The 18027-nt window shown below is 28.3% G+C and carries 18 protein-coding genes; 17 read left to right on the top strand and 1 reads right to left on the bottom strand.

The window, feature by feature from the left end:
- The first annotated feature begins 67 nt into the window (after positions 1 to 67).
- The 17 genes from L3J60_RS03975 (at position 68) to L3J60_RS04055 (ending at position 16009) form a co-directional block, all read left to right on the top strand.
- Positions 68 to 511: a hypothetical protein gene (locus L3J60_RS03975; RefSeq protein WP_291974194.1), complete on the top strand. Its 444-nt coding sequence runs from the start codon at positions 68 to 70 to the stop codon at positions 509 to 511.
- A 124-nt stretch (positions 512 to 635) separates the two neighbouring features.
- Positions 636 to 1064 (top strand): hypothetical protein, encoded by a 429-nt coding sequence (locus L3J60_RS03980; protein ID WP_291974195.1) that lies wholly within the window; start codon positions 636 to 638, stop codon positions 1062 to 1064.
- Positions 1065 to 1126: 62 nt separating this feature from the next.
- Positions 1127 to 2458 (top strand): NAD(P)/FAD-dependent oxidoreductase, encoded by a 1332-nt coding sequence (locus L3J60_RS03985; protein WP_291974196.1) that lies wholly within the window; start codon positions 1127 to 1129, stop codon positions 2456 to 2458.
- 73 nt (positions 2459 to 2531) lie between these two features.
- The gene (locus tag L3J60_RS03990; protein WP_291974197.1) at positions 2532 to 2819 is read left to right on the top strand and encodes a DUF5676 family membrane protein; all 288 of its coding nucleotides are present in this window, start codon (positions 2532 to 2534) and stop codon (positions 2817 to 2819) included.
- A 33-nt stretch (positions 2820 to 2852) separates the two neighbouring features.
- A complete protein-coding gene (locus tag L3J60_RS03995) occupies positions 2853 to 3656 on the top strand; it encodes an ATP-binding protein (protein WP_291974198.1) in 804 nt (267 codons plus the stop codon).
- 29 nt (positions 3657 to 3685) lie between these two features.
- Positions 3686 to 4372 (top strand): hypothetical protein, encoded by a 687-nt coding sequence (locus L3J60_RS04000; protein ID WP_291974199.1) that lies wholly within the window; start codon positions 3686 to 3688, stop codon positions 4370 to 4372.
- 98 nt (positions 4373 to 4470) lie between these two features.
- A complete protein-coding gene (locus L3J60_RS04005) occupies positions 4471 to 7227 on the top strand; it encodes a heavy metal translocating P-type ATPase (RefSeq protein ID WP_291974200.1) in 2757 nt (918 codons plus the stop codon).
- Between the two features lie 36 nt (positions 7228 to 7263).
- Positions 7264 to 7911 (top strand): DUF3347 domain-containing protein, encoded by a 648-nt coding sequence (locus L3J60_RS04010; RefSeq protein ID WP_291974201.1) that lies wholly within the window; start codon positions 7264 to 7266, stop codon positions 7909 to 7911.
- Entirely contained in the window at positions 7912 to 8367 is a 456-nt protein-coding gene (locus L3J60_RS04015) for a heme-binding domain-containing protein (protein WP_291974202.1), read from the top strand. It begins immediately after the preceding gene.
- A gap of 16 nt (positions 8368 to 8383) precedes the next feature.
- Positions 8384 to 8962, top strand: coding sequence for a hypothetical protein (locus tag L3J60_RS04020; protein WP_291974203.1), 579 nt, complete (start codon positions 8384 to 8386; stop codon positions 8960 to 8962).
- A 12-nt stretch (positions 8963 to 8974) separates the two neighbouring features.
- The gene (locus L3J60_RS04025) at positions 8975 to 9115 is read left to right on the top strand and encodes a hypothetical protein (RefSeq protein WP_291974204.1); all 141 of its coding nucleotides are present in this window, start codon (positions 8975 to 8977) and stop codon (positions 9113 to 9115) included.
- A gap of 31 nt (positions 9116 to 9146) precedes the next feature.
- The gene (locus L3J60_RS04030; protein ID WP_291974205.1) at positions 9147 to 10535 is read left to right on the top strand and encodes a LuxR C-terminal-related transcriptional regulator; all 1389 of its coding nucleotides are present in this window, start codon (positions 9147 to 9149) and stop codon (positions 10533 to 10535) included.
- Between the two features lie 220 nt (positions 10536 to 10755).
- Entirely contained in the window at positions 10756 to 11136 is a 381-nt protein-coding gene (locus L3J60_RS04035) for a cytochrome c (RefSeq protein ID WP_291974206.1), read from the top strand.
- A gap of 3 nt (positions 11137 to 11139) precedes the next feature.
- Positions 11140 to 12312 (top strand): porin, encoded by a 1173-nt coding sequence (locus L3J60_RS04040; protein WP_291974207.1) that lies wholly within the window; start codon positions 11140 to 11142, stop codon positions 12310 to 12312.
- A gap of 17 nt (positions 12313 to 12329) precedes the next feature.
- The gene (locus L3J60_RS04045; RefSeq protein ID WP_291974208.1) at positions 12330 to 12608 is read left to right on the top strand and encodes a cytochrome c; all 279 of its coding nucleotides are present in this window, start codon (positions 12330 to 12332) and stop codon (positions 12606 to 12608) included.
- Positions 12609 to 13463: 855 nt separating this feature from the next.
- On the top strand, positions 13464 to 14366 hold the full coding sequence (locus L3J60_RS04050) for a DUF4382 domain-containing protein (protein WP_291974209.1): 903 nt from the start codon (positions 13464 to 13466) through the stop codon (positions 14364 to 14366).
- Positions 14367 to 14737: 371 nt separating this feature from the next.
- Positions 14738 to 16009, top strand: coding sequence for a DUF4010 domain-containing protein (locus tag L3J60_RS04055; protein ID WP_291974210.1), 1272 nt, complete (start codon positions 14738 to 14740; stop codon positions 16007 to 16009).
- Here L3J60_RS04055 and L3J60_RS04060 read toward each other — a convergent pair.
- Positions 16006 to 18024: a beta-N-acetylhexosaminidase gene (locus L3J60_RS04060; RefSeq protein ID WP_291974211.1), complete on the bottom strand. Its 2019-nt coding sequence runs from the start codon at positions 18022 to 18024 to the stop codon at positions 16006 to 16008. The genes L3J60_RS04055 and L3J60_RS04060 overlap by 4 nt on opposite strands.
- Positions 18025 to 18027: the final 3 nt, after the last annotated feature.

The following is an 18027-nucleotide window of genomic DNA, read 5'->3' on the forward strand; positions in this document are numbered from 1 at the left end:
TAAAAAAAGGTTTAAAAGTACCTTTACTAAGTAATAAAAAATAATAATAATTTAAAACAAAATAATCATGAAAAAAATAGCATTTATTTTAACAATTGTAGGACTAATAAGTTTAAACGGAAATAGTCAAAATATGGATACTATGAAAAAAGCGGATATGCAACAACAAAGCATGTCTCAAACAATGAAAGAAAATCCAGGTATGAAGGATAAAATGATGGGGGCAATGATGGAAAACGAAACAATGCGTAACAAAATGCATATGATGATGATGAAGGATAAAGGAATGATGAAAATGATGAAGAAAGGAGATGGTATGAAACATATGGGATCTAAAGAAGGAATGATGAAAATGATGAATGCTAATCCTGAAATGAAAACTAAAATGATGAAAATGATGATAAAAAACCCTGAAATGTTAGCAAAAATGAGTGCAATGATGAAGAATCCTGAAATGATGAAAAATATGAAAGAAAAGAAAATGGATCACAATATGAAACATAAACATTAAAACATTTTAAAGACCTGTTAAGAAAAGAGTGTATAACCTCATATTAAATAAATGGTTTTGAGTATTTCACTCTTTAAAAATACGCTCTTTTCTTTTGCAGGCACTAATTTATAAATTAATATTTATGAAATTTAAAAAATATTTATTAGGAACAACTGTACTTATTTTAAGCATTATTTTAAGTAGTTGCACAACCAATCAAACAAAAAAACAGAACAGCAATAAAGCAACAACTATTCAAAAAGAAAAAGCTATTACTGCTAACAAAAAAGGAGCAAAACTAAAATCTAGCGAAGTTTGTTATGTAAATAATGCATTTATGAGAACCGAACAAATTCCCGTTATAGTTGATGGAAAAACATATTATGGATGTTGTCAAGGTTGCGTATCAAAACTTAAAAATAATTTAAATGGCGTTCGGTTTGGTGTAGATCCTCTAACAGGTGAAAAGGTTGATAAAGCTACCGCTTATATTGTTTTAAAACCAAATAGCAAAAGTGATGTTCTTTATTTTGCTTCAGAAAAAAATTATAATGAGTTTATAAAACTCTAAAATATTGATTGTTGATTTTGATTTGAATTTTAATTTAGTGAAACTACCTAAAACATAACACAATGAGAAATGATTGTACATCTAATGTTTGTGAAAACATAGAATGTTGCTCCTCAGAAACCATCTGTTTGCCAAAGACAGCACTAAAAAGGTTAGTGGTTATTGGAGGTGGTTTTGCTGGATTAGAATTAGTAAAAAAATTAAAAAATAAACACATACAAGTAGTTTTAATTGATAAAAATAATTTCCATCAATTTCAACCGCTTTTATATCAAGTTGCAACAAGTGGATTAGAACCTGATAGCATTGCCTTTCCTTTAAGAAAACAAATAGCTGGTTATAAAAACGTTAGCTTTAGACTTACTGAAGTATTACAAATTAAACCAGAAGAAAATACCATTTACACTAGCAAAGGATTAATTACCTACGATTATTTAGTATTAGCAACGGGTACAGCTACTAATTTTTTTGGATTAAAATCTGTTCAAAAAAATAGTTTAGGACTAAAAGATATAAGAGATTCTTTGAATATACGCCACATGATGTTGCAAAATCTAGAACAAGCTACCATAACCTGTGACGAGGTTGAAAAAGAAGCACTAACTAATTTTGTAATTGTTGGTGGTGGACCTGCCGGAATTGAAATGGCTGGTGCATTGGCAGAGTTTTGTAAATATGTTATCCCAAAAGATTATCCAGAATTTTCAGTTTCAATAATGAAGATATATTTGATTGAAGCTTCTAATAAAATCTTGGGTGTTATGTCTAATAAAGCTTCCTCTCAATCATTAAAATATCTAAAAAAACTTGATGTAAATGTACTATTAAATGAAGCTGTTATAGATTATGATGGAAATATCGTTAAAACTAAAAGTGGAAAAGAAATACATGCTAAAAACTTAATTTGGGCTGCTGGTGTAAAAGGACAATTCCCCGATGGAATTGACAAAAAAAATATTGTTAGAGGGAACCGACTAAAAGTAAATCAGAATTTAAAAATTGAAGGTTTTAATAATATTTATGCTATAGGTGACGTATCTGCAATGATAACAGATAAAACTCCTAAAGGTCATCCTCAAGTAGCACAACCAGCTATTCAACAAGGAAAATATTTAGCTGAAAATTTTCTTAAAATAATTAATGAAAAACCCATAAAACCATTTAAATATATTGATAAAGGATCATTAGCAACTGTTGGTAAACGTAGAGCCGTTGCCGATTTAGGAAAATTAAAATTTACAGGATACTTTGCGTGGTTATTATGGTCTTTTGTTCATTTAATGTCTATTAGTGGTTTTAAAAACAAACTATTGGTTGGGTTAAATTGGACAATAAGTTATTTCTCATACGATAAAAGTAATCGCTTAATTATTAGAAAGTTTAAAAATAATTAATTATCAGCATATTTTAATAATGCTAAATTATACTTTATACAATAATTTAAATACTTACCTAAATTAAAAAAAAATGGATAAAATTAATGTTAAAAAAATGGGAATAGCCTGTGGTTTAACAGGGGCACTTTTATATATTGGCTGTGCAATATTAATGTTTAGTCTAGGACAAAAAAATACTATATTAATTTTTAATAATTTTTTACATGGTTTAGATACAACTTCAATAATTAGAATGAATATACCTCTAATTAATTCCATTATAGGTCTTTTGCAAACGTTTATCCTTTTTTGGTTAATTGGTGTTAGTATTGCTACCTTTTACAATGCACTATCTGGTAAAAAAACAGAAGAAAAATAACCAAAAAATTTGTTGGTTTTATACTATTAAAAAATGAAAACTGGTACCAGGGTATTAAGTAGATTAGCCGACAAAAGGGTTGTTATATTACATACCATATTTGGTGCTTTAATTTTTTACCTGCTTTTTCATCCACTTACTATGATTGTATATTGGTATGAATTTAATAAAGAACCTCTTACTTTTTCCTCATTTTTAAATGTTTTAAGCCATAGAACAGAGCATTCTTTTTCCTACAAAATGCTTGAAATGTCATTTATTTTTTCAATAATGGGAGGCGTTACAGGTTTAATTTTCGGATTATATAAGCAAAATAGTAAAAAGCTAAACAAACACATTCAACTATTAAATAAAGATCTACTAAAATTGATTAACCAAGGTGAAAACCAGTTTATTGAGTTAAAATCGTCTGTTAGATATGATTTTAGACAAAAAACAACTAATCTTGATTTAGAAGTAGTTATAGCTAAAACGCTAGCTGGTTTTATGAACGCAAAGGGTGGAAAATTAATTATTGGCGTAAATGACAATAAAGAAATACTTGGCTTAGAAAAAGATTTTAGGACTCTAAAACAACAAAATACGGATGGTTTTGAACAAAAAATTTATGAACTAATTTCAAAGTACATCGGTAAAGAATATTGTTTTTATTGTACTGTTTATTTTCACCAATTAGATAAAAAAACAATTTGTGTGATAGCTATAGATGAAGTTGATGAACCCGTTTACTTAACAAAAGGTAAAGACACCATATTTTATATAAGAACCGGAAACTCAACTAAGCCTTTAACCATAAAAGAAGCTTTTCACTATATTAAAATGGAAAAGAAATCATAAATTTATAAAATTATTGAATTAACATACTTATGAATTTAAAAAATAAAATAATTGTTACTCTACTACTTTTTGTGCTGTTATTTCAATTTGAAACGTACTCACAAAGCCCTAAAGGAATGTTAATGTATCAAATAGAGAATAAACAATTTAAAAAAACAAATTTTGATAAAAATCATAAAATACTAGATTATCAATATATTAAAGTAGGAAACATCATTGAAAATAATAATGTATTCTCTTTAGAAATAAATATGAAAAAATTTGATAGCAAAGGAAAACTAAAAAAAGAAGAAACCTCTAAATATAGTTGTAACAGAAAAGAAGGAAGTATTTTTATGGGTATCATCCCTTTTCTAAACAAACCCTCTAAAAAAATTAATATTAATGTGTTGAGTAAAAAACCTCTATATCCTAATAATTTTCAAAAAATAAATTCTCTTGATGATTATAAAATTACAGCCACTTATAAAACAGGTTTTTTAGGGGTTACCGCTATTACTAATATGGACTATAGAAATAGAACAATAAAAAAAACAAACAATAATACATATACCATATCTGGTGAAATTAATATAAAAATAAACGTGGCTGGGGTTAATATTTCAAATATTAGCTATAAATCAGAAGAAATATTAAATACTTCAAAAGGTATTATATTTCAAAAATTTGTTGAAAATTCTGGCTCATATTTTACAATACAACTTATAAATGAGTAATTATCAAAATATTATAATTAATTACCAATAAACCATAACTTAATTATATAGGTATTTTATAAGTTTGATACCTATTAAATGATTAAAAAATTCTTATTATGAAACATACATACAAAATTACTGGAATGACTTGCGTAGGTTGCGAAACCGACGTTAAAAGTGCTTTAAGTAATTTAAAAGAAATCACCGCAGTACAAGTAAATTTAGATAAAGAAGAAGCTACAGTAGAAATGACATCACATGTTTCTATTGAAAAACTTCAACAAACGCTATTATTGGCAGGTTTACATTACACCATTAAAGTCAAAGACTCTTCAGAAGATAAAAAAGAAAAAATTGAAGAAACTAATAAAGCCGTTTATGAATGCCCTATGCATTGTGAAGGCGATAAAACTTATGACGAACCAGGCGATTGCCCAGTTTGTGGTATGCACTTAAAAGAACAAACTGTTGAATATATCTGCCCAATGCACTGCGAAGGAGATAAAACCTATGACAACCCAGGAACTTGCCCAAAATGCAAAATGAAATTAGTTGTTAAAAGTGCAAAAGATTCAGAAAATAAAGTAGCAAAACATAGCCATAATCATGAACACGCTCATAATCATGAGCATAATCATGCACACAAAGGAAAAGGCGTTTTTTATTGTTCTATGGGCTGCGAAGGCGATAAAACTTACGATGAACCAGGCAGTTGCCCAGTTTGTGGTATGGATTTAATTGAACAACCTACACTTGCTACAGGAACTAAATTTACCTGCTCTATGCACCCGGAGATAATTAAAGATGCCCCCGGAGCTTGCCCAATTTGCGGTATGGATTTAATACCTATGGAACCTGATGAAAGTGAAGAACAAAAAACATATAAGGATTTGGCTAAAAAAATGAAATTATCGACCATACTTTCTGTACCTGTTTTACTCATTTCTTTAGCAATGTATTTACCTAAAAACCCTTTATTATTAATTATGCCACAATATTATTGGGATTGGGTTCAATTTCTATTAACAATTCCTGTGGTATTTGTAACTTGTTGGGTGTTCTTTGAACGTGCTTGGAAATCAATTATTACTTGGAATTTAAATATGTTTACTCTTGTAGGAATTGGTACAGGAGCAGCTTTTTTATTCAGTATTGTTGGGCTGTTTTTTCCAGATGTTTTTCCACAAGAATTTAGAGGTAAATCTGGTGATGTAAGTTTATATTTTGAAGCAACCGCTGTTATTTTAACCTTAGTTTTGCTAGGTCAGTTGTTAGAAGCACGTGCCCATAGCCAAACAAGTGGAGCCATTAAAGAATTATTAAAATTAGCCCCTTCAGAAGCTACTTTGGTTATTGATGGAGAAGATAAAGTAGTTTCAATTCACGATATTAAAGCAGGTGATTTATTGCGTGTTAAACCAGGAGAAAAAATACCTGTTGATGGTGTTATTGCAGAAGGTAAAAGTAGTATTGATGAATCTATGATTACAGGTGAACCTATTCCTGTTGATAAAACTGTAGATGATAAAGTGAGCTCAGGAACTATAAATGGCACACAATCTTTTGTTATGAAGGCCGAACGTGTAGGTTCAGAAACACTATTAGCACAAATTATTCAAATGGTAAGCGATGCTAGTCGCTCAAGAGCTCCAATCCAAAAATTAGCCGATACTATTTCAAAATATTTTGTACCAATTGTAGTAGGTGTCTCAATAATTACCTTTATCGTTTGGGCAAATTTTGGACCAAATCCAGCATTAGTTTATGCCTTTGTTAATGCAGTTGCAGTATTAATAATTGCTTGTCCTTGTGCTTTAGGTTTAGCAACACCAATGTCCGTAATGGTAGGTGTTGGTAAAGGAGCTCAAAGTGGTGTTCTTATTAAAAATGCAGAAGCTTTAGAAACCATGAATAAAGTAAATGTTTTAATTACAGATAAAACAGGAACCCTAACAGAAGGAAAACCTTCAGTTGAAAGTGTAGTTGCTTTAGAAGGTGATTCAAAAAAGTTATTACAACAAATTGCCTCTTTAAATCAGTATAGTGAACATCCATTAGCACAAGCTATTGTAACTTATGCAAAACAAAATAAAACCAAACTCAGTAAAGCTGATGATTTTGAAGCTGTTGCAGGAATGGGAGTTGTAGGTACTGTTGATAAAAATAAAGTAGCTTTAGGTAATAAAAAATTGATGTTACAAATAAAGGCTACTATCCCAAGTGAATTAGAAACCAAAATTATTGCTGAACAAAAATTAGGTAAAACAGTATCATTTATTGCTGTAAATAAAAAAGCTGTAGGTTATGTTAGCATCTCCGATGCTATAAAACAAAGCAGTAAACAAGCAATTAAGACCCTTATGGATAAAGGTGTTGAAGTAATTATGCTAACAGGCGATAATGAAAATACTGCAAAAGCCGTAGCTGATGAATTGCATTTAACTAATTTTAAAGCCGGTTGTTTACCTGAAGATAAATTAGAAGTTATTAAGCAATTACAAGCCGAAGGTAAAATAGTAGCCATGGCAGGTGATGGTATTAACGATGCACCTGCACTTGCCCAATCAAACGTTGGCATTGCTATGGGTACTGGAACTGATGTAGCCATTGAAAGTTCAGAAATAACCTTAGTTAAAGGAGATTTACAGGGTATTGTAAAAGCTAAGAATCTAAGCCATGAGGTGATGAAAAATATAAAACAAAACCTATTCTTCTCATTTGCATATAATATTTTAGGTGTACCAATTGCTGCAGGAGTTTTATTCCCTGTGTTTGGAATTTTATTATCACCTATTATTGCTGCTTTAGCTATGAGCTTTAGTTCAGTATCAGTTATAACAAATTCGCTTAGACTAAGAAGTGTAAAAATTTAAATAATCAAAAACAATAACTATTAAAAATCAAAACAAATGAAAAAAACAATTTATGTATTAGTACTATCAGCTCTATTTTTAACTGCTTGTAAAAATGATAAAAAACAAACAGAACCTAGTAGTGGTAACAAGCAATCAAAGGAAATGAATATAAAAGAAGCTGATGGTCATGACCATGGTGACCATGACCATGATGCTACAATGGGAGAAAACTCTTCAAAAGAAAAACGAAATATTGATGCTACTACTCAAAAAAATAATGCAACATCCACAATAATTGATAGCTATTTACAAATTAAAAATGCGTTAGTTAATGATAATAAAGATGAAGCCGCTAAAGGAGGAAACATGATGCTTACCGCTTTTTCAAATTTTGACATGTCAAAATTAAGCGAAACTCAACACAAAGAGTATATGGAAATTATTGAAGATGCAAAAGAACAAGCAGAACATATTATTAAAAGCCCTATTGATCATCAAAGAGAACACTTTGAAAATTTAAGTGTAGATATAAATGATTTAATTTCTTTATTAGGAACTAGCAAAACTCTTTATCAAAATAAATGTCCTATGGCAGGAGAAGGAAAAGGAGCTATTTGGCTTAGCGAATATAAAGAAATTAAAAATCCATTTTTTGGCAGTAAAATGATAAAATGTGGTAGTGTACAAAAACAAATAAACTAAATGCGTCTTATTAAAAAATTACTACTAATTTTATTGGTTGTTTTAGTAGGTATTCAATTTATACCTACTAAACGCAATCAAAATCAGCAGATTTCAGAATCGGATATTTCTAAAACCTTTACGCTCCCTGCTGAAATTCAAACAATATTTAAAAATTCTTGTTATGATTGCCATAGTAACAACACTAATTATCCTTGGTATAATAAAATAAAGCCTGTTAGTTGGTTACTTGAAAATCATATAAAGAAAGGGAAAAAAGAATTAAATTTTAGTGAATTTGGCTCTTATTCTAAACGTAAACAAAAAAATAAATTAAAGAGTATTAAAAATCAAGTTATTGATGATGAAATGCCAATGTTTACTTATACTTTAATTCACAAAAAAGCTAAGTTAACAGAAAGTGATAAAAAATTAATTAAAAATTGGGCAGTTCGATTAATGGATAGCATAAAATAATAACTAAACATATTGTATGAAGAGCTCAAAATATTACGTTCGAAAAACGCATCGATATCTTAGCGTATTTATAGGAATTCAGTTCTTTTTTTGGACTATTGGTGGTTTATATTTTAGCTGGACTAATATTAATCATATTCATGGAGATCATTTAATAAATTTTCCTGAGGCTAAAGTTAACGTAAGCAATAATTTAATAACACCAAATACTGCTGTTTTAAATGCGGGTTTAACATCAAAAAAAATATCAAAAATAAACCTTGCAAATGTTTTAGGGAAAACGGTATATCGTATATATTCTGATACCAATTTGGTAATGGTTAACGCAAAAACAGGTCAAATTAGACCTCCCTTAAACAAAAATGAAGCAATAAATTTTGCAAAACAGCTATTTAAACCTAATACTAATGTTACAACTACTGAATATGTTACAAAACAGAATATAAACAGGCATTACCAATATAGAGGAGGTCCTTTGCCTGCTTGGGCTGTTAGTTTTAAACATCCATCTAACAGTGTAATTTATATCAGTGCAAAAAAAGGAAGTTTTGAAACCATACGCAATAAACAATGGCGATTATTTGATTTTTTATGAATGCTTCATATTATGGATTTCAATACTAGAGATAACATAAATAATTGGGTATTAAGAGGATTTTCCGTTTTAGGACTTTTAACCATTTTAAGCGGTTTTACCTTATTCTACCAAAGTTCTAAAACTATTAGAAAAATCAATAAACCTAAATAAACTGATGCGTTTATTTTAGATAATTATATTTATGAAAAAAATAGTAAACATACGCATTCTTAAAATGACTATTTTCCAAAAGTTATTAATTGGAATTATTGCTATGTTAATACTAAATATAGTTATTGCATACATTGGAATTGTAAGTACTGATAAGCTTGATAAAAATTCTACAATTATATTAAAGGAATCTCAAAAAAACAAAAACCTACAAGAGCTAAAGCTGAGTTTTACAGAACTATTAATGCCTGCAAATGATTATCTAATTCATGGTAATAAAGTAGAAATATTAAATTTTAAAAAACTAGATTCTATAACTAATCTACGTTTAAAAAATTGTTTAACGTTAGAAAATAACCATTTTAACGAACACTTTTTAGAAGAGATAGAAACCATACTTTATAAAGTAAAAGAGTTAAGTTATAAAATATTTTACTTAAAAAATCCTATTGGAAACAAACAAGGTGCTATAATGATGGAAGTTATGGATAATAATATAGCAACTGTAGGAAAAAAAATAGACATATTATCAGAATCTTCATCTTTATTAATTAGTAAATACAGAAAATTAAATGAGGAGCTTAGAAGTTCAAGCTCTAAAAGTATCATAATTTTAGTGTTAATTATAATGACTTCTTTAATTGTTGGAGGATTTTATTATGTTAAAGAAATAACTATTCCTATAGATATTTTAGCGTCTGCCGCAAAAAAAATAGCCTCAGGAAACTTAACTTCTAAAGTAAAAATAACCACACGAACACAAGACGAATTAAATAGTTTTGCTAAATTATTCAACAATATGATTGAATCTTTATCTCAAAACATGGTTTCTAAAGATTTTTTTAACAGTATTATACAAAAAATTGATGAAATATTGATTATTACAGATGTCAATAGAAAAATTTTAATTGTAAATAAAGCCGCTTTAAACTTACTAGAATACCAAGAAAAAGAATTAATAGGTAAATCCATTGATAAAATATTACTCGGTGAAAATAAAAAAGAAACAATAACATCAAAAGAAGAATCTGTGCAAAATATTTATAACACTTATTATTCTAAATCAAATATAGCAATACCTGTTTCATTTTCTAAAACAAATATTTTCGACAAAGAAAAAAATAAAACAGGTGTTTTATATATAGCATACCATAAAACAAATAGCTTAAATAAAAAAGATAGTAGAAGTAAGTATAATTCAGCGAATAAAATTAAATTAACCAGTGAAACTCCCCTAACTAATAGAGAACTAGAAATAGTAAAGTTAATAATAAAGGAATATAGCAATCAAAAAATAGCTGATAAACTTTTTATAAGTATAAGAACCGTAGAAACACATAGAAAGCACATCATGGAAAAACTTCATGCAAAAAGTGTTGTTGGCTTAGTACATTATGCTATTCAAAACGGCTTATTATAAAAAAGCTATCCATAATTTTCAAAAACAGTATAATTCTAAAAAGTTAAGTACCCCTTTGCTTTGCACATACTATTAGTGGGTGTATCAGGGTTAGTTGGTATCTTTTTTACTTGTAAATATATACGGGTTGTACGGTATATACCTGTCCTCTATTTTCAAGAAATTTGTAATTAAATATTGAATAACAATAAAACATGAATAATTATAAAAATTAAAATTTATGAAAACAACATTAACATTATTATTACTGATATCTGCTACGTTTGCAGTTAATGCCCAAACTTGGGTAGCTCCTAAAAGTGCAGATGCAATCGAAAACCCTTTAAAAGGAAATACCGATGCTATAAAAAAAGGTAAAAAGTTATTTACTAGTATGTGTGTAATTTGCCATGGAGCAAAAGGTAAAGGCGATGGTATTGCTGGTGCAGCATTAAATCCAAAACCTGCTAATTTTACATCAAAAACAGTACAAGCACAATCAGATGGTGTCCTATTTTGGAAATTAACAAATGGAAACGCTCCAATGGCTTCCTATAAAGAATTACTTACTGAAGAACAACGCTGGCAATTAGTGAATTATTTAAGAACCTTTAAAAAATAATTTATGATAACTAAAATGAAAAAATTAGTTTTATTAGGTTCTTTATCTCTATTTGTCTTCGGCTTAAATGCTCAACAAAACGATTTCAAGTCAAGTAAAACTCAATTTATGATTCGTGGTTATGGCCATATGGGATACGAAAGTATTAAAACAAATGGAAAAACAGAATCAACGTTTAATGGAGGAACTTTTGCTCCTATATTTCTTTTTAAACATTCAGATCGTTTAATGTTTGAAACAGAATTAGAATTTACAATTAATGAGGGTTCGTTAGATATTGGTTTTGAATATGCTGATATTATGTATGTTTTAAATGACTATATGACCATAAGAGGAGGTAAATTTTTGCTCCCCTTCGGTACTTTTATGGAGCGTTTACATCCAAGCTGGGTAAACAGAATGCCTACAAAACCTTTAGGATTTGGGCATGATGGCATTGCTCCTGGATCAGGAGTTGGTGTTGAATTGAGAGGTGCTTTCAGATTAGGAACCTCAACTGTTAATTATTCCGTTTATAACACAAATGGCCCTGGACTTAAAACTCCCGATGGTATAGATCCTAGCGAAGCAGGAATGCTTGCTTTTAATAATTTAAGAGACAACAATAATAGTAGAGCCTTTGGTGGTCGTATTGGAATATTACCTTTCTCTAATAATTCTACTGAATTTGGTCTCTCTTTTTATTCTACTGATAAAGTTGGAAACACAGATAGTGCCTATGAAAATTTAGGCGCTAATTTATATGCTATTGATTTTTCATTTGTAAAACAAATTCCAGGTTTAGGAGGAATAGTAGATATTAAATCTCAATATAATAAATCTAAAGTTGATAATATGATTTATACTATTGAGGAAACTCCAGGGGTATTTGAAAACTTAAATTTTAATAATGAAAGCCATTCATTTTATGCCCAATTATCATACAGACCAACTATGTCAAGTAATAATTTTATTAGTAAACTTGAATTGGTAAATAGATACTCTGAACTTAAAACGCCTGAAGGCTCAGGTTGGGGAACTAACAAAAAAGAATATTCTGTTGGATTAAATTATTGGATTAGCTGGAGATCACTTATCAAATTAAATTATCAAAATATTACAGGAAAAGGAGGGCATGACGTTATTGGAGATTTTAATGAAAGTGGTGTTTATTTACATTGGGCAATAGGGTTTTAATTAAAAAATTAACAAGAATGAAAACATTTAAAATATTTGGAATTGCAGTAGTGCTAATAGGAACTATATTGGCTGTAACCACTGTTTCTTGTTCTGCAGAACAAGTTGCTACTTATAAAAATAAATCAGGTGCTCAACTTTGGGGTGAAAACTGCATAAGATGTCATAATACACCTTCACCTGCAGCTTATAATGACACAGATTGGAGTACAATTAGTTTACACATGAGAGTAAGAGCCAATCTAACAAAAGATCAAGCTAAAAAGATTTTTGACTTTATTAAATCGGCTAATTAGGTTGTTGATTTTTGTTGAATTTGAAAACCTCTTTCCGGAGGTTTTCTTTTTAAAATTGAATAAAAATTTTATTGATACTAAAGTTACAATAAATAATACTTCAATAACTATATTTTAAAACTTACATACTTTACCAAAATAGCTTGTTGTTACACAATAAAAAGACTTAAATACAAGCTTATTTAAACTAATTCTAAATGCACTCTATCATATCTATATGTAACTTTTATTACATTATTTTGATACAATAAAACCGATATTTGTAGCGTTAAAAACTATATAACCACACTTAAATTTAATGTACTAAAAATGGTAAAACCTCGTTCAAAAATAATAGCTGTTTTATTAACTGTTCTGGTACTATATTCCACCTCATCTTATTCGGTTGCTATACATAAATGTAATAATATCATTTTTGAAATTTCTTTCACTAATAACGCTTCGCATAGTTGTGAAATGCAAATGTCTTCTTGCAGAACAGAGATGATTTCTTGTAAGAATTTTTCCGATACTCACCCACAGTTATCTTATTTTAAAAAAGCATGTTGTTCTAATCAAAAGATAATTAAAGAAAGTACCTCTCTTGAGTTACACAAAAGAATAAAGTTAGAAAAAGATAGAGCCTATACTCCATCATTATTTTTTTATAGTATCCATTATTTTGAATCTTTTCTAAAAAAAACAACCAATTATTTTATACAATATTCACCTCCTCTCTTGATAAAAAATATTTCTAATTTATATGAAATATTTAGACTTTGATTTTAATAATTATTACCAAAAACTAAACAATGTATGTTGAATAATTAAATTAACATACTAATAAAAGAGTAACAATAATTAAAATTAAATACAATGAAATTTATAAAATATATTATCTCAGCATTACTACTTCTAGTGAGTTTAAGCTGTACAACAACAGATTCAACAGAACACGGAAATTTATCACTTAAATTAACCGATGCACCAATGCCTTACAATCAATTTATGGAAGCTAATGTTACCATAGATAAAATTGAAATTGGTAATTCATCAAACCCTAATTCTTTTGTTACAATTATGGATTCAAGCACAACTTATAATATGCTTGATATGATTAATGGAATAACAGAAACTTTAGCAAATGCAAGCATCCCTGTGGGTGATTATGATACCATTCGTTTATATATGTCTTCTTCTGAAATGGTAACAAATAATGGAGAATCTTATTCTTATGATATGTCACAAAATGGCATGTCAGGAGGAAGTATGATGGGAGCATCTAATATGGTGATAAATAATGAAAATGGAAGTATTGATATTACATTAGATCATATGTTGAATGTTCAATTAGGCTCTGACAATGAATACTTATTAGATATTGATGTAGAACATTCTTTTATGTTAGAAGGTGTTAGTTATCAAAATGCAGGAAATGGAATGATGTTAAGTATGACTGGTTTTACCTTCACTCCTACCATGCGTTTTGTAGCAATGAACAATGCCGGTACTATTTCTGGAAACATTCATGATGACCAAGGAAATTTAGCTGGAGTTAGCATTTCATTAATGCAAAATAATGAAACTTACACAACTACACATACTGATGAAAATGGCAATTATACATTTATAGGAATTCCTCAAGGAATGTACACTATAAATGCCGAATCGGATGATTTTGTAATGAGTACAACAGGAAACGAGAGTAGTATGGGAGATATTCAAATGATGTCAAATGCTATTTTAACTATTGATTTTAATATGATGGCTTCAAATTAAAATTTGTTTTAATTTTTTAAAAAAATATAATAGTTGAATAAAATCCATTTAAATTTTCAAAATATTTTTCTTAATAATACTCTCATTTCTGTAACTATTATTAAAAATATCTATTATTTATTTTCAAAACGCTGTATCTTTACATTATAATTAACCCGTTGTGCATTATGATAAAATTTCGTCAATTCGAGTGAATTTTAGCCTTTTTAGGCTTAAAATTAGTATCGAGAATAGGTTTTTTATTTAAAAACAGCCGTTCTCGATACCATTTTTTATCAAAAATTACCTGCCTTGCCGTCAGGCAGGCTCAAACTGACGTAACAGTAGGTTTAAAAACCTAAAATGCACAACGGGTTATAATTAATAATTCTATGGAGTTTTATAAAAATATACCTCAAGATTTTATCAATTTTATTTTAGTTACTGTTTTTGCACTACTTATTGGACTTGAACAAAAAACCTTACATAAAAAAAGAGACGAAGATAAGTTATTTGGTACCGACAGAACCTTTGCCCTTGTTGGTATTTTAGGTTTCATTTTATACCTTTTAAATCCAAAAAGTTTTATTCCTTTTTTGGTTGGTTTTGTAGTTATATCAATTTTAGTTGCACTTTTTTATTATTTTAAATTAAAAAACAAAAAATCAGCTGGTTTTACTTCAATTATAGCATTATTAATTACCTATACTATTGCTCCGTTAATGTACACCCAGCCTCCTTGGTTGTTAATCCTTATTATTATTGGTGTTTTAATATTACTTGAAATTAAGAAAGATTTACTAGAATTCTCAAAAAAAATTAATCCTCAAGATTTTATTACACTTGCTAAATTTTTAATTATAGCTGGTGTTATTTTACCTTTATTACCTAATAAACCTATTTTTTCGTTTATAGATATTTCACCTTATAAATTTTGGCTTGCCATAGTTGCCATTTCATCTATATCATATATTAGTTATTTATTACAAAAATATGTTTTTAAAGAAGCCGGATTATTATTAACTGGTATTTTAGGCGGCTTATACAGTAGTACAGCTACCACTATTGTATTAGCAAAAAAAAGTAAATATAATAATGCTACTGGCAAAATTGCTTCAGGTATTTTAATGGCAACTGCTATGATGTATCTTAGATTGTTGATTTTAGCATTAATTTTTAATAAAGCTGTTGCATTAGCCTTGCTAAAATATTTTATTCCACTAATTATAGTAAGTGTTTTGGTTGGATTCTATTTTAATTATAAGGATAAAACAATAATTAAACATCATTTTATTCAAAACAAAAACCCTTTGGAATTTAAAACTGCTTTTGTTTTTGGATTATTATTTATTGTTTTTGCAAAAGTTACAGAAGTAGTAATGCAATATTATGGCAATAATGGAATTCATATTTTATCTTTAGTAGTTGGGGTAACGGATATTGATCCTTTTATTTTAAATTTATTCCAAACTAAAGTTGCAATTATAAGTATTCCTTTAATTGTGTCATCAACCGTAATTGCAACTGCAAGTAACGCTTTTATTAAAATGATTTACGCTTTAATTTTAGGCTCAAAAAAATTACGTTTCAATGTTATTATTGGATTTACAGCCATTATTATAGTAAGTATCATACTTTTATTAAGTTTAAAATTAATCTACTAACGTTTTAAGTAACTTAAAAGTCTTTCTAAATCATCGTGAATAACAAACTCAACATCAACAAACGGACTTTTTATCATTACTAATAATTTAGATGCTTTTTTTAGGTGTTTGTGATTAGATTTTTTTAAAAGATTTCTTTTTAAAATTTTAGATAAATCTGATAAATTTTTATACGGAAGTTCTATGCTTTTTAAAATGGGATTTTTATCTAATGTTTCAAATTTTTCATAATTAGAGATCCATTTTGCAAGATATTTAATAATATCTTTTTTATTTTTCAAATTCGGTTTTAATAAAAATTGTTTAACTATTTTTTTAAATTCCATAGCATCTGAAGCATCAGCAGTACAAGCGTCTGCAAATAAAGTAAAAGGTGAAAAAGTATTATATTCTGTACCTCCATAATTCCTTTTGTATCCTTTTAATGGTTCACAGATATTAGACAAAATCATTAAAGAGCTAATATCCTGATTATTAGTAATATTCCTTAAAATAACCTCTTTATTTCTAATATGTGTTAAACCAAGTGCTTCAAGCCTAAAACTAATTACTTTAAGCCTTTTATACATATTATTAACATCATTAATATTTTTTGGTGACCAAAGCCTTTCAGCAATTGCAGCCGTTCTGGGCCAAATACGAGAATCAATCGTTAAAGGTGTCACCAATTCTCCCCACATAGTTGCTTCTCCACCAAGAATATTTTTTAATTGAACTTTTGTAAGACTATCAGGATTATCAATTGGATCATTTTTATAATGATATCCTGCGGATTTTAATAAATCAATATAATATCCTCTTGATAGCAAGGTTTTATATCCTAACGCTGCGGCTTTTAACATGTGTTTTTTTCCATGCCATGATTGAATTACTACATCTTTAGATAAAGTAGGTTGTAAAATTTCATCCCAGCCCATCATGATTTTTCCATTCTTTTTAAGAATTGCTAGTATTTTTGAGTTAAAATAGTTCTGTAAATCATGATTAGTTTTAAAATCATGATTTTTTTTAAAATTTTGAATATTTTGATTAGCATCCCATTGTTTTCCTTTATTTTCATCGCCTCCAATGTGGAAATATTTATCAGGAAAAAGAGAAGAAACTTCAGTAATTACATCACCTAAAATTTTATAGGTTATTGGTTTAGTTGGATCTATGGTAGGATCAAAAATTCCTGCATTTCTTTGTAGCTGATAAATAGTGTCTTTACTTGCCATTTCTGGATACGCAACTAGCCAAGAAGTAGCATGCCCTGGAATATCCAATTCTGGTATAACTCTTATACCTAATTTGTCCGCAAAGTTTACAACATTTCTAATTTCTTCATGGGTATAATATTGTCCGTCAGAAGCCATTTGATATAATTTAGGCCAAGAATTTATTTGAATTCTAAATCCTTGATCATCGCTTAAATGCCAATGAAACACATTAAGTTTTACGGCAGCCATACCTTTCAAATTCCGCTTTATAACGTTTACAGGTTCAAAATGTCTTGCTGCATCAATCATTAAACCTCTCCATGCAAAACGAGGAGAATCATGAATTTCAACTCCAGGAAAATAATAAAAATCTTTTTTAGAAGAGATTAACTGAAGCAATGTTTCTAAAGCTCGTATTGCTCCAATATCTGTATTGGCTTTTATATTTATTTTATTATCTAAAATTTTTAATTCATAGGATTCATCAACTCCTAATTTTAATTTCCCAATAATTTTGTAATTAATAATTAATGAAGTAATACTTTTATTATTGTTCTTTAAAGCAAAACCTTTATCTAAAAAAACACCAGTCCTATTTGATAATCTTCGCAAAAATCGAGTGGTTTGGCTATTTAATCTTTCACTTTTAGCATCATTTATGCTAATTGAAAATTTATTATTAATTATAAACTGCTGATGGTTTTCAACAATTGATTTTGGCCAAGGCATTAAATTTAACCTATTATTAAGCTTAATTTGAGCGTTTATAATAACGGAAGAAATTAAAAATAAAAAAATTAGATTTTTTTTTAGCATAAT

This window comes from Lutibacter sp. (genome assembly GCF_021647475.1).
Classification (GTDB): Bacteria; Bacteroidota; Bacteroidia; order Flavobacteriales; family Flavobacteriaceae; genus Lutibacter.